This is a genomic window from Mucilaginibacter sp. MD40, assembly GCF_002288635.1.
Taxonomy (GTDB): domain Bacteria; phylum Bacteroidota; class Bacteroidia; order Sphingobacteriales; family Sphingobacteriaceae; genus Mucilaginibacter.
The window spans coordinates 3,603,792-3,622,046 of sequence record NZ_NRSW01000001.1; the positions used below are offsets into that span (position 1 = coordinate 3,603,792).

Sequence of the window (18,255 nt, forward strand, 5' to 3'; positions counted from 1 at the left end):
TTATGAATACTCCCCTTTTAAGCAAACAGGCATTCTGGGATGTTGATATGTCTACTATCGACTATGAAAAAAATGCCGTACATGTAGTTGAAAAGGTAATTGAACGAGGCAAAGCCGAGGATTTTGAGAACTTACTTAAATTTTACGGTTTTAAACGCGTTGGCGAATTAGCCAAACAAGCGCACTGGTTATCAGATATAAGCATCAATTTTTGCTGCACGCTGTTTAAGATTAAACTTACCGATTTTAAATGCTACGAAAAGAAACAGTTGAACCAGCAACACTGGAACTTCTAACTAAACTTGTTTCCTTATCTCAACTTCAACAATTCAGACTGGTAGGGGGTACTGCACTTTCACTTTTATATGGCCACAGAAAATCAATTGATTTAGACCTTTTTACAGATGCGCCATTTGATAAAGATTTGCTGATTGAAACGCTTAATGATGCATTTGGCCTGATCATAACAACTAATGACAGATCTAAATCGATATATCAATGCATCATCAATGATGTAAAAGTTGATTTTGTAAGCTTAAAAGATCCTTTTCTTTATCCGGCTCAGGTTATTGAAGATGTTCCTTTGGCTGATGTTAAAGATCTGATAGCACTTAAACTGAATGCGGTAAAAGGCCGTGGCGTTAAAAAAGATTTCTGGGACCTGGCAAAATTACTGCAGTACTTTTCCTTTAAAGAACTTTTTCAATTTTATCATGATAGATATCCATATGATGATACCTTTGCAGTAATTAGGTCTGTGGTGTACTTTGCTGACGCAGAAGATACTATTGAACCGCAATCCTTAGATGGAATGACCTGGGAAAAGGTTAAAGATATTATTACTAAAGCATTTGACTACTACTATAAAGATAAAATTTAATGGCTGTTGACGTATTATTGGGCCTCCAGTGGGGCGACGAAGGTAAAGGCAAAATTGTTGATGTACTAAGTAAAGGTTATGACCTTATTGCCCGTTTCCAGGGTGGGCCTAACGCGGGCCATACGCTTGAGTTTGAAGGCAAAAAATTTGTATTGAACACTATTCCTTCAGGTATTTTCTTTGATAATACACTTAACCTTATCGGCAACGGTGTGGTGATCGATCCTATCACCCTTAAAAAAGAATTAGATAAGTTAAAAGATGCCGGCCACGACCTTTTAGCTAAAGGTAACCTGGTGATAGGTAAAAAAGCGCATTTGATCCTGCCAACTCACCAATTGCTTGACGCGGCTTCTGAAAAGAAAATGGGCGATGGCAAAATTGGCTCTACCCTTAAAGGCATCGGCCCAACTTACATGGATAAAACCGGTCGTAATGGTTTGCGTATCGGCGATATAACCCTGCCTAACTTTAAAGAAAAATACCAGAAACTGGTTGATAAGCATACCTCGATGTTGCAATCGCTTTACGGCGAAGTAGCCGATTTTAGCGAGCGTGAGGCTGCCTTTTTTGAAGCTATTGAACTCATCAAACAATTTGAGCTGGTTGATTCTGAACAACTGGTAAATAATTACCTTAAAGAAGGCAGAAAAGTATTAGCAGAAGGTGCACAGGGCACCATGCTGGATATCGACTTTGGCTCGTATCCGTTTGTTACTTCATCAAACACCACCACAGCAGGTGCTTGTACCGGCTTAGGTATAGCGCCCAATAAGATAGGCGATGTGATAGGCATCTTTAAAGCTTACTGCACACGCGTTGGCGGTGGCCCCTTCCCTACTGAACTGCATGATGAAACCGGTGAAGAACTCCGTAAAATTGGCCATGAATTTGGCGCAACTACCGGCAGGCCACGCCGTACCGGCTGGATCGACCTACCGGCGCTTAAATATGCTATTATGCTTAACGGTGTTACCCAACTGGTAATGACCAAAGCCGACGTACTAAGTGGTTTTGATAAAATTTACGCTTGTACTCACTATAATTACTTAGGCGAAACCATTGATTACATGCCTTATGATATTTGCTCGGTTGAGGCTGTGCCGGTATTAAAAGAGATTGATGGCTGGAATGAAGACCTTACCGGTATTACCGAATTAAGCGAGATCCCTGCAAAACTGCAATCTTATATCGATTACCTGGAAGCTGAATTGGGTGTACCGGTTAAATACCTTTCTGTAGGCCCCGACAGGAAACAGACTTTGGTATTGCACTAAACTCATTTCAAAAATTATAGATAAAGGCTCTGCTTTGCGGAGCCTTTATATTTTGATACCTATTTTTGCCTCGTGAAAATCCAGGTTACAGATATTGAAAGCTTCAAACAAAAAGCCCTGCAATGGGCGCCAGCGTATGATACCTGCTGCTATTTGGATAGCCATAGCTTTATAGACCCGTATGGCAAATACGACCTGCTGATAGCCGTTGGTACCAAAGCCGCTTTAAAAGTGAATAGTGGCAGCGCTTTTGAGCAATTAGAAGCCTTCCGGCAAACGCATACCGGCTGGGTACTGGGTTTCTTTGGGTATGATCTGAAGAACGAAACAGAAAACCTTTCATCAGCCAATACGGATGGCCTTGGGTTTCCCGACCTGTATTTTTTTGTCCCTGAAATAGTGATCACTATCAAGGGTGACGAATTAAGTATTGAAGGAGCTGATGAGCATATACTACAAACTATCCAGAGGCTGCCTTTGGTTGTAGAGAAACAACAAAAGCCTGTTAATTTTACACCCCGCTTTAATAAGCAGGAATATGTGGCTACTGTTGAGCATATTAAACGGCATATCACACGTGGTGATATTTATGTAACCAATTTTTGCCAGGAGTTTTATGCCGATAAGGCAATAATTGACCCTCTTTTTACTTACCGACAATTAAAAGACATATCCCCCACTCCTTTTTCCACATTTTTTAAGTGGCAAGGGAATTATATTCTCTCCGCCTCGCCCGAGCGCTTCCTGGCCAAACGCGACAATAAGCTGCTATCACAACCTATAAAGGGCACCGCACGACGCGACAGCAACCCAATTATGGACCAGATCCTGGTAGAACAGCTACGCAACCACCCTAAAGAACTACAGGAAAATGTAATGATAGTTGACCTGGTACGTAATGATCTTACCCGTTCGGCCATTGAAGGTACAGTTCATGCGGAAGAATTGTATGCTATACAGAGCTTTGCCCAGGTACATCAGATGGTATCAACCGTGGCCTGCGACAAACGCCACGACATAAGTGATATAAACGCAATTAAAAACACTTTTCCAATGGGCAGCATGACCGGCGCGCCTAAGGTTAGCGCCATGCAGCTCATGGAAAAATACGAGCGCAGTAAGCGTGGCGTATATTCAGGTGCTTTGGGCTATTTCGCCCCTGATGGTGATTTTGATTTTAATGTAATCATTCGCACCCTGTTATATAACTCAACTAAAAATTACCTATCTTTCCATGTAGGCAGTGCCATTACCTACCATGCCGATGCCGAAAAAGAATATGAGGAATGTTTGCTGAAAGCAAAGGCCATATTACAGGCGCTTTCTTAATACACAAACCCTATGGACAGTTACCTGGAAAGTAGCATAAAGCAGTTTAATTATTATAAGATACTTGCGGAAAAAGCTGTTGAACAGCTTACAGATGAGCAACTGTTTTGGCAACCTGATGCCGAAAGTAATAGCGTTGCCATTATCATGAACCATATTGCCGGTAACATGCTGAGCCGGTTTACCGATTTTTTAACAACCGATGGAGAGAAACCGTGGCGTAACCGGGATACTGAATTTGAAGCTACAGAACAAAGCAGGGCGGCAATTTTTGAAAATTGGAACAAAGCCTGGGAATGCCTTTTCAACTCTATTAACGCGCTCAAACAAGAAGATCTGGAAAGCATAGTGTACATTCGTAACGACGGACATACTGTAATGGAAGCCATCAACAGGCAATTGGCACACTACCCTTACCATGTAGGGCAAATAGTATACATAGCCAAAATGCAGCAAGGAGGTTCATGGCAATCGTTATCTATTCCTAAAAACAGCTCTGCCAGCTATAATGCCAATAAATTTAATAACGAAAAAGGGCGCCGGCATTTTACAGATGATCTGTAGCAGCATCGGGCAGCACCGGTGCAAACAATAATTTATTGGCTATACGTACTGATACTTCTGAACCATTGGCCCAAAAAGCCGAATAGGGCCTTTCACTCAAGTAAGGCACAAAAGCTTCGCCGTAAAGTTCCTTTATATCGGCCTCAAAAATATAATCCCTTACCTCGGCTACCTGCCAGGATATATGTTCCACCTCGTATTGCATGGTCTTGTAATCATTAATACGATTATATCCCCAGTAATGCTCAAAAATAAACTCCTCGGCACTGCCCGGCACAATAGGCTTTAGGCTGTTAGCTACGGTTGCCCCTATTTTGTTCCACCTGTCTTTTACTTTCCACTCATATAGGAACTGTGTTTGGTCGGCACCTGTTTTGGTAACACTGTGTCGCATAGGTAAAGCCCTATAATGCTCATTATATAAATTATTGGCAATAAGCGCTATCACTGGTTTGGGGACTATCTCGCTTACAAATACCGCCCCTCGTTTCCATTGTTTACCATCAAAATGCCTTACATAAAAGCGCAGGTTTACTTCCTCGAAGTTGACGTGCCAAGGCCACTTTACACCTAATACCCGCGTTTCGCGAAACATAAAGCCTACCATACTTACCAGGCATTTGCCCTGCCAAAGGTCAAGTTCGGTAAAAGCAGGCAAATTTGGTTTCAGTATGTCGGGGTCTACCAGGTAATTAAGCATTACCAGGTTGCGCCACTCGGCAGTAAGAAAACGGGTTTTAGAATTCGGCATATCTCTAATTTACTACGGCAAATACATGCACATAACTCTCTTAATACGTATATGTTTGGCCATAGTTATTAACAAAGGCCACACAGATTGTCCTGCATGGCCTCAGCTTATATTATTAATAATTATCTTCCACCTTTGTAGTATTTCATGGCTTCAGGTATAAGGCTCTGTATATTGGCTATACGTGTAGCATCTGAAGGGTGAGTACTCAAAAACTCAGGTGGCGTGCCGCCTTTATTTTGGGCAGCCATACGTTGCCAAAAGTACACCGCCTGGTGAGGGTCATAACCGGCCATAGCCATAAAGGTAAGCCCAAGCCTATCAGCCTCAGACTCCTGCGCCCTTGAATATTTTAACAGCGCCAGTTGCCCGCCAACACCATACAAGGAGCTAATAATGTTTTGCGCTGCTGATGATTGCCCGTTTGAAGCCACGCCAACCGCCGCGCCGCCAGCCTGCAAGGCCAGTTGCTGCGACATACGCTCGGCAGAGTGCCGGGCTATAGCATGGCCAATTTCATGGCCCATTACTGTAGCCAAACCTGCATCGGTTTGGGTAACCGGTAAAATACCGCTGTACACAGCTACTTTACCGCCAGGCATACACCACGCATTTACTTCGGGGCTTTGTATTAAATTAAATTCCCAGGCAAACTGGTATTTGCCCGCATAACCATTTTGCTGCAAATACTGCTCAATAGCGGTAGCCAATTGGTTACCAATGCGTTTTACACGTTGCGCATCGGTGCCGCTGGCAATCACTTTTGTTTTAGGATCTGATAATAACTGCCTGTAACTGGCCGCCGCGGCAGGGTTTACCTGGTCGTCGCCTACGAGGCTAAGTTGTGAGCGGCCTGTTAAAGGCACAGTAGAACATGCGTAAAGGCCAACGGCTGCGATAGCCGCTGCAAGTGTGAGTTTTAAGTTTTTCATGGTAAGTCAGGCGTTTTTCTTCTTAAATAAATTTACTTTAGACTCCTTACCCTTCAATAAGCGTTCAATATTTTTTTGATGCGTTACCAATACCAGTATAAATATACACATACCATATATAATGACTGATTTAACATTCACATGGAAAACAAATGTTATTCCGATAGGATATATAAATCCGGCCAGTATAGATGATAATGATACATAGCGGGTTATTAGCAACGTTACAATAAATACTGATACGCAAAGTAAGGCAGCCGGCAAGTTAATAGCCAAAATCATTCCAAAAAGTGTAGCTATACCTTTACCGCCCCTAAAGCCGGCAAATACCGGGAACAGGTGGCCCATAACCGCGGCTATACCTAAAGCAAGTTGTAAGTTGGTAAAACCAACGGAATGATAAGCGCCTGTTGTACTCACGCCAACCATGTAAGCCAGGTTAGTGGCTGTCCAGCCTTTTAAAATATCCAGCAGCATTACCGGTATACCTGCTTTTTTACCCAGCACCCTGAATGTGTTGGTAGCACCGGCATTGCCGCTACCATATTCCCTTACATCAATGTTGTAAAAGGCCTGCCCTATCCAAACCGCTGTTGGGATAGAACCGAAAAGATAAGCAAGAATAAGCGCCGAAATCGAGTAGATTGATAGCATCTGCCTGCAATAATATTAATTTGCCTTTAACTACCGCAATATAGTTATTATAAAGTTTTTGTTACTTCCTAAAGCTCTTGTTAACCCAGCTCATTGTGAGGACAGTGTTAAGCCTATACAGCTTTTAAACTTAAGTCGAGGCTTTTAACCGAGTGTGTTAATGCGCCCACTGATATATAATCAACACCGCAATCGGCATAATCCCTGATGTTATCAATGGTAATGCCGCCCGAAGCTTCGGTAATATACCGGCCATGTATCATACTTATGGCCTGGCGCAGGGTGTCAAAATCAAAATTATCAAGCATTATGCGGTTTACCTTACCGGTTTGCAGCACTTGCTCCAATTCGTCAAGGTTTCGTACCTCAATTTCAATAGCCAGTTTTTTACCGGTATCCTGCAAATAATTGTTAGCATTTTCAATAGCCTGCCGTATACCACCGGAATAATCTACATGGTTATCCTTTATCAGGATCATGTCATACAAACCAATACGGTGGTTAACACCGCCGCCAATACGCACCGCCCATTTTTCGAGGTAGCGCATACCCGGTGTAGTTTTGCGGGTGTCTAAGACTTTGGTATTTGTTCCTTCCAGCAGCTTTACAATAGCGTGGGTTTTGGTGGCAATGCCGCTCATTCGCTGCATACAGTTAAGTACTAAACGCTCAGCCTTCAATATGCTTTGCGCGTCGCCTTCCACCTCAAAGGCTATGTCTCCGGGCTTTACTTCGTCGCCATCGTTCAGGAATACGTTAAGCCGCAGTTGAGGGTCAACTTCATCAAATATTTGCCGGGCAAGTTCAACACCGGCAAGTATACCGGTATCTTTAACTAACAATTTAGCTTTGCCGAGCGTTCCGGCTTCAATGGTAGCAAGAGATGTATGGTCGCCATCGCCAACATCTTCGCTTAAAGCATTAAGTATAAATTGGTGTAAAATTTCTTTGTCCAAACTTTAATTTTTTGAGTTTCAAAAGTAAGAACAATTGGCAATTAATTAGGTTTTTTCAGTTTCAATACGCATCTCAATGATTTCCATCATTTTACCTACTTCACGCAAGGTATAGGCAACCCTGTATTTACCTTTATCGGTACTCAGTATAAGTACGCCGTAGTTATAATTGGCATTTGAACTTACCTTATGCAGCAATTTTACCTCTTGAGGCTTGTGTTCCTTAAAAAACTTATCCAGTATCAACTCCGCCTGCGCCTTTGAATAAATTCCGGCGTCTTTCATCATGGTAAAATCAACACTTGCCGAAAAATAGGTGGCCACTTCATGCGCGTTACCGCGTTTGATGAGCTCGGCTATGGTTTCAATGGGGCCGGCCTTTACTATCACAGGCAGCAGAAAAAGCAGGGTAAGTAAAGGGAGTCGGTGTAGTTTCATATCATGTAGATGACAATTGAAATTACAATTAATTGCATCAATTACAAATAAAAAACACGTTTTGGGGTATAATGTTTAAACGTTGACTTTATATTTGCATTGTGGAAAGCAATAAAAAAGTTGTATTAATAATACTTGATGGCTGGGGCTATGGCCGAAATGATAGCTCAAACGCTATAGTGGCCGCTAACACGCCTTTTTTTGATGAGGCTATACAAAAATATCCTAATTCAAAATTAGAAGCATCGGGCCTGGCAGTAGGTTTACCTGAGGGGCAAATGGGCAACTCAGAAGTAGGACATATGAACCTGGGCGCGGGTCGTGTGGTCTATCAGGAGCTTGGCCGTATCAACAAAGCTGTACAGGATAACGAATTTGTGCAAAATCAAACGCTTGTTGATGCCTTTAATTATGCCAAAGAAAACAACAAAGACCTGCACTTTATAGGTTTGGTGAGCGATGGCGGCGTACACGCGCACATTAACCACTTAAAGGGTTTAACTGATGCTACAAAAGCGCTAAACCTTGAAAAAGTGTTTATACACGCCTTTTTAGATGGCCGTGATACCGATCCAAATTCAGGTTTAAAGTTTATAACCGAACTGGAACATCATATTGCCGATTCACCGGCGCGTTTGGCTTCGGCAGTGGGCCGTTATTACGCTATGGACCGCGATAACCGTTGGGAACGTGTTAAGCTGGCTTACGACCTGATGGTTAAGGGCGAAGGCGCGCCAACTAACGATATTTTGGCATCAATAGAAAAATCTTACGCCGAAGGTGTTACCGACGAGTTTATTAAACCCATAGTAAAAGTTGATGAAGACGGCCAGCCGGTAGCTGTTATAAAAGATGGCGACGTGGTGATCTGCTTCAACTTCCGCACCGATAGAGGACGTGAAATATCACAGGCACTTACGCAAAAGGAATTCCCGGAGTATGATATGAAACCGCTGGATATCCATTACGTTACTATGACCTCGTATGACGAGACGTTTAAAAACGTAAAGGTGGTTTTTATAAAGGACGACCTAACAAAAACGCTTGGTGAAGTGCTGGAAAGTGCCGGTAAAAAACAGATACGTATTGCCGAAACAGAAAAATATCCGCACGTAACATTCTTCTTTTCAGGCGGCCGCGAAAAAGAATTTGAAGGTGAAAAACGCCTGCTGATCCCCTCGCCAAAGGTGGCCACTTATGACTTACAGCCAGAAATGAGCGCCGAAGGTATACGCGATGCCATTTTACCGGAGCTGGAGCATCAATGGCCCGATTTTGTATGCCTTAACTTTGCCAATACCGATATGGTTGGCCATACCGGTGTTTTTGGCGCTGTGGTAAAAGCCGCCGAAACTGCTGATGCGTGTACTAAGGCTGTAGTTGAAACCGGCCTGCGTAATGGCTACTCATTCATTATCATTGCCGACCATGGCAATGCCGATTACATGATCAACGAAGATGGCTCGCCAAATACCGCGCACACCACCAACCTGGTACCCTGCATTATTATTGATAAAGATATTCAGCAGGTGAAGGATGGAAAGCTTGGTGACATCGCCCCTACTGTATTAAGCATATTAGGTGTGCCTATCCCGGCAGAAATGACTGGTGATGTATTGGTGTAAAACACAAAAGATATCCTGTTACTTTGGCGTGCTGCTGCTTATAGCCGGCAGCACTGCCTGTAACAAGCCCGAAATAAAGGAAACAGGCGCACAGATCAAATATTTTGATCTGAAAGGTTATTTTGCCAAAGAAGCGGCCAAATTAACCACACTTAACCCGGTTGTAAATAAAACCGTCACTCACAACGGCGCATCAGAAAGCAAAAACATAGCTATTAAAGCCTGGAAACAGGAACTTAACCTGTTTACCGAAAGCGACATTAACAAACCCGCCTGGCGCAACAGTTATAAGGTTACTACCACGCCCGATAGCACTGTTTATACAGCCATTGAACCAGATTTAAAAACGAGACGCATAACCATTGTAAAGAATGGTGAAAGCATCAACGCCGTGTACATACTTAACAGCACACATAATTTCCTCTACAGCACTACAGACCAGCTCACTTACCTGCCAGGTAAAAGCTATTCCATACAGAAAGAGCAGCACGTAAAAATTATAGGCGATAATAATTACCAGATCAAAGGTAATTTTAATGATGGCCGGTAGCTGTAGCCAGCTTTTCTTTAGATAGTTCTATCAGAGAGGCAATATCGGCCCGGTTAGGGTTTTCGGCAAGTACCTTTTCCAGGTCATTGATGGACGCTTTTAAGGAGCTGATGCCTCTTGCCTTATCATAGCTATGCGTATTGGGCTGAAGCTTAAATTCGGCGTACTCACGATAAGTAATACCGCGTGTCTGGTAACATTTGACATGTTCGGATGGATCAACCGCGATGGATTTGGTGAGGTCAAATATCGCCCCCAAAAGGTATTTCTCTCTTTCTGCAGGTGACAAATAGGTATCTTTACCCATATAAGCCTTAGCCCTGGCCCGGTAATAATAAGCGGAAGCATCGGCAGGGTTAATATAAATTACCTTATCATAAGCGGAAATAGACTTACGGTAGTTTTGGCTATGATAATAGGAGTAGCCCAGCATCCAGTAGGCATTGGCATTGGTGGAGTCAACCATACAGGCTTTCTCCAACTGCTTTACTGCTGATTTAAAATTACCATCCATAAACGCCTGCTGCCCCAGACGTACATAAGCATTCTGAGCCATCGATGCTTCAACCGAGGTAAGTAAAATAAGCGATACAATAGCCGATAGCCTCATTTAATTTGATGGTTTTATCCGGTAACTCTACATTAACTAATTACCTGCTAAATTATTATCCGGTAAGGGCAATTTGTTAATAATTTAGTCATACTTACAACTATTTGCGATAAAATTTTTGCGCAGCCAAAAGCAATTAATGCCAAACAACATATTTTAATTATAAGCTAATACAGCCCGGTAGATATCAAAAACTATCACTTCGAGATCATCACGCATTACAATCATCAAATCTGATTTGTTTTCAATAGTGTTAATAGATATAAATTATGACCCGACTATGGCTTTTCAATTTTTTTGAGTTAATTACGTTGTAATTATACCCCCTTTCTAATAAACCAATTTTATAACTATGGATTTTTTAAAAGCTATAGGCAACGAGTTCACGGGTTTTTGGGGCCTTGGGGCACTAACCGATATCCTGAAGTCAGGCAATTACAGTAAGTTTCTCACTTATGAGGGTGTAGTATCTTTGCTGGTACCCATAACGCCATTTTTACTACTTTTTGAGATCATCAGAGCTGCTTTTTACAAACGTTTTAAGGTAATTGACTATAAAATACCCTTTTTCACCTATGTGTTAAACGCTTTTGTGGGCAGGGTAATCTCTATTGCCATGATTGGCCTGTGCATTAAATGGTTCTTACCTCTGGCGCTTTTCAAGGCCACTTTTACCTGGTATTGGTTTATATACGGCTATGTAATATGGGAGCTCGCGCACTTTGTGTATCACTACCTGGCGCACAAAGTAAGGTTGTTGTGGTGCCTGCACTCTACCCACCATGCGCCCGAAACCATGAACCTTTCTGTTACCTATGCCCACTTCTTTTTAGAAGGCCCTTATGCCGATCTGATACGTACCAGTATCTGCATATTGCTGGGTGTGCCTCCGGCTATGCTTTTCGTGATCATGTTTATTGACGGTTTCTGGGGATCGCTCATCCATGTAGGCGAAAACGTGATGAAGGACGCCCGCTTAGGTTTCCTGAATAATATTATCCTTACCCCATCACACCACAGGGTACACCATGCACGCAACATTGTGTACATGGATACTAATTTTTGCAACCTGCTCAATATTTGGGATCGCGCCTTTGGCACTTATTATTCCGAGGACAGGAACATACCCATAGAATATGGTATTAGCAGGCCTATGCTTAAAAACAGCTTCCTGGATGCTTATTTTGGCGAAATAGTGGCCCTGGCTAAAGATGTTTACCGCGCGCCGGGTATCAAAAATAAGGTGTTATATATTTTTATGCCTCCCGGATGGAGCCATACCGGCGACCATAAAATGACCAGTGTAGTCCGCAAAAAATACTTTGAAGAATTAAGCAAACACCAAACCAGCCCTCAGGAAACTATACCGCAAAATAGCCCTATGCTGGGTGCCTGAACTTGTACCGGTTCCTGACTTTTTTTCATAGTGCATTAATGGTGCGATAATTTTAATCTATCAAGGCACATTTCAAATAGCTGAAATTCAATATTTTATTACTAAAACCGCAAACTGTTTGTAATTACTGTGGATATGGCATAGCTCTTGAAACAGTATATTTGCAAATTAAACTGTGCTATTAAGCCTTGCCGCATGACTATATTAGCTATATAGCCCTGCCATAATGGCGCTTACCGCACATACACACGAAAGGTGATTAATGAGTTACGATCCGTTTGATTTTAAAAATACTATGCCTTCTATTAATGAAGATTCCGAATTTTTCCCGCTGATGTCATCAGAGGACGAAGAGGAAATGAATAATGAGCAGGTACCCGATATTGTTTCTATACTTCCACTGCGCAACACGGTATTATTCCCTGGCGTGGTTATTCCTATTACTGTTGGCCGCGATAAATCAATAAAATTAATACGCGATGCCAATAAAGGCAACCGCCTTATTGGAGTGGTAGCTCAACAGGATTTAAATATCGAAGACCCTTCTTTTGATCAATTGCACAAAGTGGGTACGGTAGCGCTAATTATCAAAATGTTGCAAATGCCGGATGGTAACACTACCGTTATTTTGCAAGGTAAAAAGCGTTTTAAGCTACAGGAAGAGATACAAAGTGAGCCTTATATTAAAGCCACTATTGAACCGTTTAAGGAAACCAAACCCAAAGAAGACAAGGAATTTAAAGCGATGGCCGCCTCTATTAAAGATATGGCCATGAGCATTATCCAGCTGTCGCCCAACATACCCAGCGAAGCTGGTATAGCTATCCGTAATATCGAAAGCACATCGTTCCTGATCAATTTTATTGCCTCGAACATGAACGCCGATGTTACGGCCAAGCAAAAGCTGCTGGAAACCCTTAACCTGCGCGACCGCATGAACATGGTGCTGGAACACCTTACGCTTGACTTGCAGATGCTGGAGCTGAAGAACCAGATACAAACCAAAGTAAGGGTTGACCTTGACAAGCAGCAGCGTGATTATTTCCTTAATCAGCAACTTAAAACCATACAGGAAGAATTGGGCGGCTCATCGCCTGACCTGGAAATGGATAACCTGCGCCAGCGTGCTGCCAAAAAGAAGTGGAATGCCGATGTTAAAAAACATTTCGACAAGGAACTGGAGAAACTGGGCCGTACCAATCCCGCGGCGGCTGATTACTCTGTACAGATCAATTACCTTGAGCTATTGCTTGATCTGCCTTGGAACGAGTTTACCAAAGATAATTTTGACCTGAAACGTGCGCAAAAAGTACTGGATAAAGACCATTTCGGTCTGGATAAGGTAAAGCAGCGCATTGTAGAATATCTGGCCGTATTGAAGCTTAAACGCAACATGAAAGCGCCAATACTTTGCCTGGTTGGCCCTCCGGGTGTGGGTAAAACATCGCTGGGTAAATCCATTGCAAAGGCCCTGGGCCGTAAGTATGTGCGCATGGCCTTAGGCGGCGTACGCGATGAGGCCGAGATACGCGGTCACCGTAAAACGTATATCGGCGCCATGCCGGGCCGGGTGATACAGTCGATAAAGAAAGCCGGCGCGGCCAACCCGGTATTTATACTGGATGAGATAGATAAAGTAAGCAACGATTTTCGCGGCGACCCTTCATCTGCCTTGCTGGAAGTATTGGACCCCGAACAGAACAGTTCGTTTTATGATAATTATGTGGAGATGGATTTTGACCTTTCCAACGTAATGTTCATAGCCACAGCAAATTCGCTCAGCAGCATACAACCCGCCTTGTTAGACAGGATGGAGATCATCGAGGTGAACGGCTACACTATTGAGGAAAAAACCGAGATAGCCAAACGTCACCTGGTGCCGAAACAGCGCGAAGCACACGGCCTTAGCAATAAGGATGTATCTATAAAAAACGATGTACTGGAAAAGATCATTGAAGATTACACCCGGGAATCTGGCGTGCGCTCATTAGAGAAAAAGATCGGTTCGGTAGTACGCGGTGTTGCCAAAAGCATTGCTATGGAAGAACCTTACAATACCCAGGTAAGCAAAAAAGATGTCGAAAAGATATTAGGTGCTCCGGTATTTGATAAAGACCTGTACGAAAATAACAATACCGCAGGCGTAGTAACAGGTTTAGCCTGGACTTCCGTAGGCGGCGATATCCTTTTTATAGAGGCAAGCTTAAGCCCCGGCAATGGCAAATTAACTCTTACCGGTAGCCTTGGTGATGTAATGAAAGAGTCGGTAAGTATTGCGCTGGGTTACCTGCGTGCGCATGCAGCCGATTTTGGTATCAATTATAAGCTTTTTGAACAGTGGGATGTGCACGTACACGTACCTGCCGGCGCAACGCCTAAAGACGGCCCTTCTGCCGGTATCACGATGTTGACGGCGCTGGTATCAGCCTTTACACAACGTAAGGTAAAACCAAACCTGGCCATGACCGGTGAGATCACCCTGCGCGGACGCGTGCTGCCGGTAGGTGGTATCAAGGAAAAAATATTAGCAGCTAAGCGTGCTAATATTAAAGAGATCATCCTCTGCAAATCAAACCAAAAGGATATATTGGAAATTAAGGAGGATTACATCCGCGACCTGCAGTTCCACTACGTAACAGACATGGGCGACGTAATAAAACTGGCGCTTTTGAACGAGAAAGTGAAAAATCCGATAGACCTTACGGTAAGGGATAAAACAACGCCTCCGCAGGCAACAACGATACAATAGATAAAAAGCCACCTTTTGGTGGCTTTTTTATTTTAACTCTTATCGATTAAAGGAATTTTGTATTTTCGGAATCCTCTAATTATATCATGAACCAAACCTTATTTAAAGTAGCTGCAACATTTTTAATTGTAATAATTGCGCAAACTGCACGCGCGCAAAGTAAAAAGGCTGATACATCAAAAAAAGCCAAAGCTGATTCCGTTTACAAAGCTCTTTTTAACAGTCGGGGTAAAACTTTGTGCCTGGAGCTTTTGGGTGCAGGCATTTATTATTCTATCAATTATGATATGCGTTTTGCCCGCAAACAAAACGGTTTAGGCGCACGTGCCGGTGTCGTGTATTTCAAAAGCCAGGGGGAAGGAGAAACATTTGCCATACCCGTGCTCATCAATTACTTAATTGGTAAACATTCACACTATTTTGAAACAGGAGTAGGAGCGTTATTTTATTATCATAGAAACAGGTATGATGAGGAGTTTGACAGCTATCGATTTGAAAGCGATATCATAAAAAATCCTAATATTGATCTGGGAGATTATTACATTAAGCCAAACCCTTACGGAGCATATTTAACAGGATCAGTAGGTTACCGTTATCAGCCGTTAAAAGGTGGGATTAGTTTTCGATTAGGTACAAACATAATTTCAAAATTTTCTGGAAGATCAGTACTTTGGCCATATTTGAGTATTGGCTACGCACTTAAAAATAAAGCGAAGCTGAATAATAAAACAAAGTGATATACTTACATTAGCGTTTATTATCCCAGTTGATTTAAATGAAGAAATTTATTTTTCTTGCTGTTGCTGGCTTGTTTAGCGCAATAGCATTGCAAGCCCAAACCCGTACGGCCGAGGCTGGTTTCCGCTCTGAGAACGATTCGTTCCTGGCACAGGGTTCCGACCGTTATTACACCAATGGTTTCTTTCTGTATTACAACAAAGCGTTGGATACGGCAGGTATCAAGAATAAAAATATCGCCAATAAGGTTTTTGGCTTAGAACTGGGCCAAAAGATCTACAACGCGCAATCGGGCCGTTTACCATCTGTTGATTACGTAGACAGGCCAATAGCGGGGTACCTTTATCTCGGCGCATCGCTTAACATGCTGTATAAGGACGAAAGTAACATAAAGCTTACGGGCAGGCTGGGTGTTGTTGGCCCGGCGGCAGGCGGATATCCTATCCAGAAGTTCATTCATAAAACCTTTGGCTTTTATGAACTCAACACCTGGCAGTACCAGATACGCAATGATGTGGAAATTAACCTGAGTGCCGAAGCCAATAAACTACTGGCCAGGGCATCATGGATAGATGTAACCTTATCGGGCTACGCTAACCTGGGCAATGGCTTTACCGGAGCAGGTGCCGGCCCTATGTTACGTTTGGGCAATTTTAATCAGTTATTTCAGTCCGTAAGTACGCAAAGTACCGCCAGCTATTATGGCGATACCCGTTTGCTGCACAAGCATGAGCTGTTTTTCTATTACAAGCCTATGGCCAATGTGGTTGCCTATGATGCTACCATACAAGGCAGTTTATTTAAGGACCATCCCGTTGCCGGTACGCAGGAAATAACGCTGGATAAAAAGCCATTTATATTCAGCAACCAGTTTGGTGTAAGCTATGCCAGCAACCGCATCGTGCTTGATCTTGGCGTGTTCGTACAAACACGAGATACCAAACAAATGGTTAAATCAACGCACCAGTGGGGTTCAATAGGGTTGCTTTACCGGTTTAATTAATCATCAAAGCCGCGTTGGCGACCGGCCTTCTTGGCCGACAACTTCTTTTTACTATCCAAACGGGCCGCGTTAGCGGCCTTGCTTATTTTGGTGGGCTTCCTAACCTTTGGTTTGTGCAACGCTTGTTTAAGCAAAGCAATTAATCTTTCCAAGGCCATTTCTTTATTGAGGAACTGGCTGCGCTCCTCATCACAGATCACCTGCACCAAGCCATCTTTATTGAACCGAGACTGCAACTTTTCGTTAAGCATTACCTTTTGTTCATCGTTAAATAAAGCAGACTCATTTACAGCGAAAAGCAGCTCTACCTTGGTAGATACCTTGTTTACGTTTTGCCCGCCCTTGCCCCCGCTCCTTGAGGTTTTATATTGTACTTCGCGCTGTAAGTCAGCTTTATTAAGGTTCATGGGGGCAAAGATAGTAATTGATTAATTTGTTGATTAATGATTGGTGTATCGTGTCGACACTACTTATGCATACAACGAACAGATAACTGCAAACTATAAACTGCAAACTGAAAACCGTATCTTCGCGGTAGTTATGAGCAAAAATATTGTCGTGGCCATTGATGGCTATTCGTCATGCGGAAAAAGTACGCTGGCCAAAGCATTAGCAAAAAAACTGCATTATATTTATGTTGATAGCGGGGCGATGTACCGCGCGGTTGCCCTTTATTTCCTTCGGAATAATATTGATATCCATAACCACGAACAAGTAGAGGAAGCCTTAAAGAATATTCACCTCAACTTTCACTCACGTGATTACCAGACCCATATTACCCTTAACGACGAAGAAGTATCTGAAGAGATACGCCAAATGCCGGTTTCTGAAAAGGTAAGCGAGGTATCGGCTGTTAAGGAAGTGCGCCGCGAAATGGTTAAACAACAGCAGCGCATGGGCAAATCAAAAAACATCGTGATGGATGGCCGCGATATTGGTACGGCTGTTTTCCCGGATGCAACGCTTAAAATATTCATGACCGCCGATCCGGCCGTACGCGCTAAACGCCGTTACGATGAGATACATGCCAAAAATCCCGGCATAACGCTTGAGGATATTTACGAAAACCTCGCTCACCGCGATTACCAGGACACTACCCGCGAAGAAAGCCCGCTGGTACGCGCGCATGACGCCATTATCCTGGATAATACAGAGCTTACGCAAGAACAGCAGCTCCAGTTTGCCCTGGACAAGCTGGAAGCACTGACTAAGAATGCTTAGTTTTTGTAAGCCTGTCATTTCTCCTCGTACCTCGTTCGAAATGACAGATGGGTTAACTTTATTTCTGTACCTCTTCTGCCGTAAACTGCACGGCCTTTACACCAAACATATTCAGGAAGTCAACCCCTTCGTCGCTTGGCAGACCTTTGTATTGCGCGTAGGATTTATCAAAGAACACCTGCTTAATACCAGCCGAGAAAATAAGCCTGGCGCATGGCAGGCATGGCGATAATGTTGTGTACAGGGTTGCACCTTCGAGATTAGCTCCATTTTTTACAGCGTAAAGTATAGCATTTTCCTCGGCATGCAGGGCAAGGGAACAACTACCCTTTGAATCGCGGGCGCAGCCGGTTTCGGGCCATTCCTCGTCGCAATTGTGGGTACCGGCAGGCGGGCCGTTATATCCTATGGAAATAATACGGGTGTCCTTAGCTAAAACGGCACCGACCTGGGCCTTAACGCAATGTGAGCGTTGGGCCAGGTCGGTTGCCAGGTTCATAAAAATATGTTCGAAACTGGGTTTCATGTTGTTCATTGGGTCATTCGCTTCGCTGTCATTGGGTCATTGGATTTGTATTAATG

At 43.2% G+C, this 18,255-nt stretch carries 20 protein-coding genes; 12 read left to right on the forward strand and 8 right to left on the reverse strand.

Features of this window, described 5'->3' with window-relative positions; translation table 11 throughout:
• Positions 1-2: 2 nt before the first annotated feature.
• The 5 genes from CKK33_RS16060 to CKK33_RS16080 all read left to right on the forward strand — a co-directional run bounded on the left by CKK33_RS16060 (position 3) and on the right by CKK33_RS16080 (position 4,050).
• Positions 3-296, forward strand: a complete 294-nt coding sequence (locus CKK33_RS16060; RefSeq protein WP_095705086.1) for a hypothetical protein — start codon at positions 3-5, stop codon at positions 294-296.
• Positions 251-880, forward strand: a complete 630-nt coding sequence (locus CKK33_RS16065; RefSeq protein ID WP_095705087.1) for a nucleotidyl transferase AbiEii/AbiGii toxin family protein — start codon at positions 251-253, stop codon at positions 878-880. The genes CKK33_RS16060 and CKK33_RS16065 overlap by 46 nt, the downstream gene beginning before the upstream one ends.
• The gene (locus tag CKK33_RS16070; protein WP_095705088.1) at positions 880-2,157 is read left to right on the forward strand and encodes an adenylosuccinate synthase; all 1,278 of its coding nucleotides are present in this window, start codon (positions 880-882) and stop codon (positions 2,155-2,157) included. The genes CKK33_RS16065 and CKK33_RS16070 overlap by 1 nt, the downstream gene beginning before the upstream one ends.
• Before the next feature lie 72 nt (positions 2,158-2,229).
• Complete coding sequence (locus tag CKK33_RS16075; protein ID WP_233138239.1) at positions 2,230-3,486, forward strand: anthranilate synthase component I family protein; 1,257 nt, start codon at positions 2,230-2,232, stop codon at positions 3,484-3,486.
• A gap of 12 nt (positions 3,487-3,498) precedes the next feature.
• Entirely contained in the window at positions 3,499-4,050 is a 552-nt protein-coding gene (locus tag CKK33_RS16080) for a DUF1572 family protein (RefSeq protein WP_095705089.1), read from the forward strand.
• Here CKK33_RS16080 and CKK33_RS16085 read toward each other — a convergent pair.
• From CKK33_RS16085 to CKK33_RS16105, 5 genes are all read right to left on the reverse strand, one after another.
• Positions 4,034-4,801 (reverse strand): YqjF family protein, encoded by a 768-nt coding sequence (locus CKK33_RS16085; protein WP_095705090.1) that lies wholly within the window; start codon positions 4,799-4,801, stop codon positions 4,034-4,036. The genes CKK33_RS16080 and CKK33_RS16085 overlap by 17 nt on opposite strands.
• Before the next feature lie 122 nt (positions 4,802-4,923).
• Positions 4,924-5,733, reverse strand: coding sequence for a M48 family metallopeptidase (locus tag CKK33_RS16090; RefSeq protein ID WP_095705091.1), 810 nt, complete (start codon positions 5,731-5,733; stop codon positions 4,924-4,926).
• 6 nt (positions 5,734-5,739) lie between these two features.
• Positions 5,740-6,387: a glycerol-3-phosphate 1-O-acyltransferase PlsY gene (plsY, locus tag CKK33_RS16095; protein ID WP_095705092.1), complete on the reverse strand. Its 648-nt coding sequence runs from the start codon at positions 6,385-6,387 to the stop codon at positions 5,740-5,742.
• 113 nt (positions 6,388-6,500) lie between these two features.
• A complete protein-coding gene (gene nadC / locus CKK33_RS16100; RefSeq protein ID WP_095705093.1) occupies positions 6,501-7,343 on the reverse strand; it encodes a carboxylating nicotinate-nucleotide diphosphorylase in 843 nt (280 codons plus the stop codon).
• 45 nt (positions 7,344-7,388) lie between these two features.
• Entirely contained in the window at positions 7,389-7,781 is a 393-nt protein-coding gene (locus CKK33_RS16105) for a DUF4783 domain-containing protein (protein ID WP_095705094.1), read from the reverse strand.
• Between the two features lie 98 nt (positions 7,782-7,879).
• Here CKK33_RS16105 and gpmI point away from each other — a divergent pair, with 98 nt between their 5' ends.
• Together gpmI and CKK33_RS16115 are read left to right on the forward strand one after the other, a co-directional pair.
• Entirely contained in the window at positions 7,880-9,406 is a 1,527-nt protein-coding gene (gene gpmI, locus CKK33_RS16110) for a 2,3-bisphosphoglycerate-independent phosphoglycerate mutase (protein WP_095705095.1), read from the forward strand.
• Positions 9,393-9,956: a hypothetical protein gene (locus CKK33_RS16115; RefSeq protein ID WP_095705096.1), complete on the forward strand. Its 564-nt coding sequence runs from the start codon at positions 9,393-9,395 to the stop codon at positions 9,954-9,956. The genes gpmI and CKK33_RS16115 overlap by 14 nt, the downstream gene beginning before the upstream one ends.
• Here the strand turns inward: CKK33_RS16115 and CKK33_RS16120 are convergent.
• Positions 9,940-10,566: a tetratricopeptide repeat protein gene (locus CKK33_RS16120; protein ID WP_095705097.1), complete on the reverse strand. Its 627-nt coding sequence runs from the start codon at positions 10,564-10,566 to the stop codon at positions 9,940-9,942. The two genes, CKK33_RS16115 and CKK33_RS16120, sit on opposite strands and share 17 nt — an antisense overlap.
• A 352-nt stretch (positions 10,567-10,918) precedes the next feature.
• Here CKK33_RS16120 and CKK33_RS16125 point away from each other — a divergent pair, with 352 nt between their 5' ends.
• The 4 genes from CKK33_RS16125 to CKK33_RS16140 all read left to right on the forward strand — a co-directional run bounded on the left by CKK33_RS16125 (position 10,919) and on the right by CKK33_RS16140 (position 16,452).
• Positions 10,919-11,962, forward strand: a complete 1,044-nt coding sequence (locus CKK33_RS16125) for a sterol desaturase family protein (RefSeq protein WP_095705098.1) — start codon at positions 10,919-10,921, stop codon at positions 11,960-11,962.
• Between the two features lie 262 nt (positions 11,963-12,224).
• Positions 12,225-14,711, forward strand: coding sequence for an endopeptidase La (gene lon, locus CKK33_RS16130; protein WP_095705099.1), 2,487 nt, complete (start codon positions 12,225-12,227; stop codon positions 14,709-14,711).
• 86 nt (positions 14,712-14,797) lie between these two features.
• Positions 14,798-15,448, forward strand: a complete 651-nt coding sequence (locus CKK33_RS16135) for a hypothetical protein (protein ID WP_095705100.1) — start codon at positions 14,798-14,800, stop codon at positions 15,446-15,448.
• A gap of 38 nt (positions 15,449-15,486) precedes the next feature.
• Positions 15,487-16,452 carry a lipid A deacylase LpxR family protein gene (locus CKK33_RS16140; RefSeq protein WP_095705101.1) on the forward strand — a complete coding sequence of 322 codons (966 nt, stop codon included), beginning with the start codon at positions 15,487-15,489 and terminating at the stop codon, positions 16,450-16,452.
• Here the strand turns inward: CKK33_RS16140 and arfB are convergent.
• Positions 16,449-16,859: an alternative ribosome rescue aminoacyl-tRNA hydrolase ArfB gene (arfB, locus tag CKK33_RS16145; RefSeq protein ID WP_095705102.1), complete on the reverse strand. Its 411-nt coding sequence runs from the start codon at positions 16,857-16,859 to the stop codon at positions 16,449-16,451. The genes CKK33_RS16140 and arfB overlap by 4 nt on opposite strands.
• Before the next feature lie 133 nt (positions 16,860-16,992).
• Between arfB and cmk the strand changes: the two genes are divergently transcribed.
• Positions 16,993-17,673 (forward strand): (d)CMP kinase, encoded by a 681-nt coding sequence (cmk, locus tag CKK33_RS16150; protein WP_095705886.1) that lies wholly within the window; start codon positions 16,993-16,995, stop codon positions 17,671-17,673.
• A gap of 58 nt (positions 17,674-17,731) precedes the next feature.
• On the opposite strand, the gene CKK33_RS16155 is transcribed toward cmk, so the two are convergent.
• Complete coding sequence (locus CKK33_RS16155; protein ID WP_233138240.1) at positions 17,732-18,199, reverse strand: dCMP deaminase family protein; 468 nt, start codon at positions 18,197-18,199, stop codon at positions 17,732-17,734.
• Between the last annotated feature and the right edge of the window lie 56 nt (positions 18,200-18,255).

Coding starts and splice junctions, on each gene's coding strand:
- CKK33_RS16070 (WP_095705088.1), top strand. CDS start 880: ATGGCTGTTGACGTATTATTGGGCCTCCAGTGGGGCGACGAAGGTAAA.
- plsY (WP_095705092.1), bottom strand. CDS start 6,387: ATGCTATCAATCTACTCGATTTCGGCGCTTATTCTTGCTTATCTTTTC.
- CKK33_RS16090 (WP_095705091.1), bottom strand. CDS start 5,733: ATGAAAAACTTAAAACTCACACTTGCAGCGGCTATCGCAGCCGTTGGC.
- CKK33_RS16140 (WP_095705101.1), top strand. CDS start 15,487: ATGAAGAAATTTATTTTTCTTGCTGTTGCTGGCTTGTTTAGCGCAATA.
- CKK33_RS16080 (WP_095705089.1), top strand. CDS start 3,499: ATGGACAGTTACCTGGAAAGTAGCATAAAGCAGTTTAATTATTATAAG.
- CKK33_RS16060 (WP_095705086.1), top strand. CDS start 3: ATGAATACTCCCCTTTTAAGCAAACAGGCATTCTGGGATGTTGATATG.
- CKK33_RS16085 (WP_095705090.1), bottom strand. CDS start 4,801: ATGCCGAATTCTAAAACCCGTTTTCTTACTGCCGAGTGGCGCAACCTG.
- CKK33_RS16125 (WP_095705098.1), top strand. CDS start 10,919: ATGGATTTTTTAAAAGCTATAGGCAACGAGTTCACGGGTTTTTGGGGC.
- lon (WP_095705099.1), top strand. CDS start 12,225: ATGAGTTACGATCCGTTTGATTTTAAAAATACTATGCCTTCTATTAAT.
- CKK33_RS16120 (WP_095705097.1), bottom strand. CDS start 10,566: ATGAGGCTATCGGCTATTGTATCGCTTATTTTACTTACCTCGGTTGAA.
- arfB (WP_095705102.1), bottom strand. CDS start 16,859: ATGAACCTTAATAAAGCTGACTTACAGCGCGAAGTACAATATAAAACC.
- CKK33_RS16105 (WP_095705094.1), bottom strand. CDS start 7,781: ATGAAACTACACCGACTCCCTTTACTTACCCTGCTTTTTCTGCTGCCT.
- CKK33_RS16155 (WP_233138240.1), bottom strand. CDS start 18,199: ATGAAACCCAGTTTCGAACATATTTTTATGAACCTGGCAACCGACCTG.
- CKK33_RS16135 (WP_095705100.1), top strand. CDS start 14,798: ATGAACCAAACCTTATTTAAAGTAGCTGCAACATTTTTAATTGTAATA.
- cmk (WP_095705886.1), top strand. CDS start 16,993: ATGAGCAAAAATATTGTCGTGGCCATTGATGGCTATTCGTCATGCGGA.
- CKK33_RS16115 (WP_095705096.1), top strand. CDS start 9,393: ATGTATTGGTGTAAAACACAAAAGATATCCTGTTACTTTGGCGTGCTG.
- CKK33_RS16065 (WP_095705087.1), top strand. CDS start 251: ATGCTACGAAAAGAAACAGTTGAACCAGCAACACTGGAACTTCTAACT.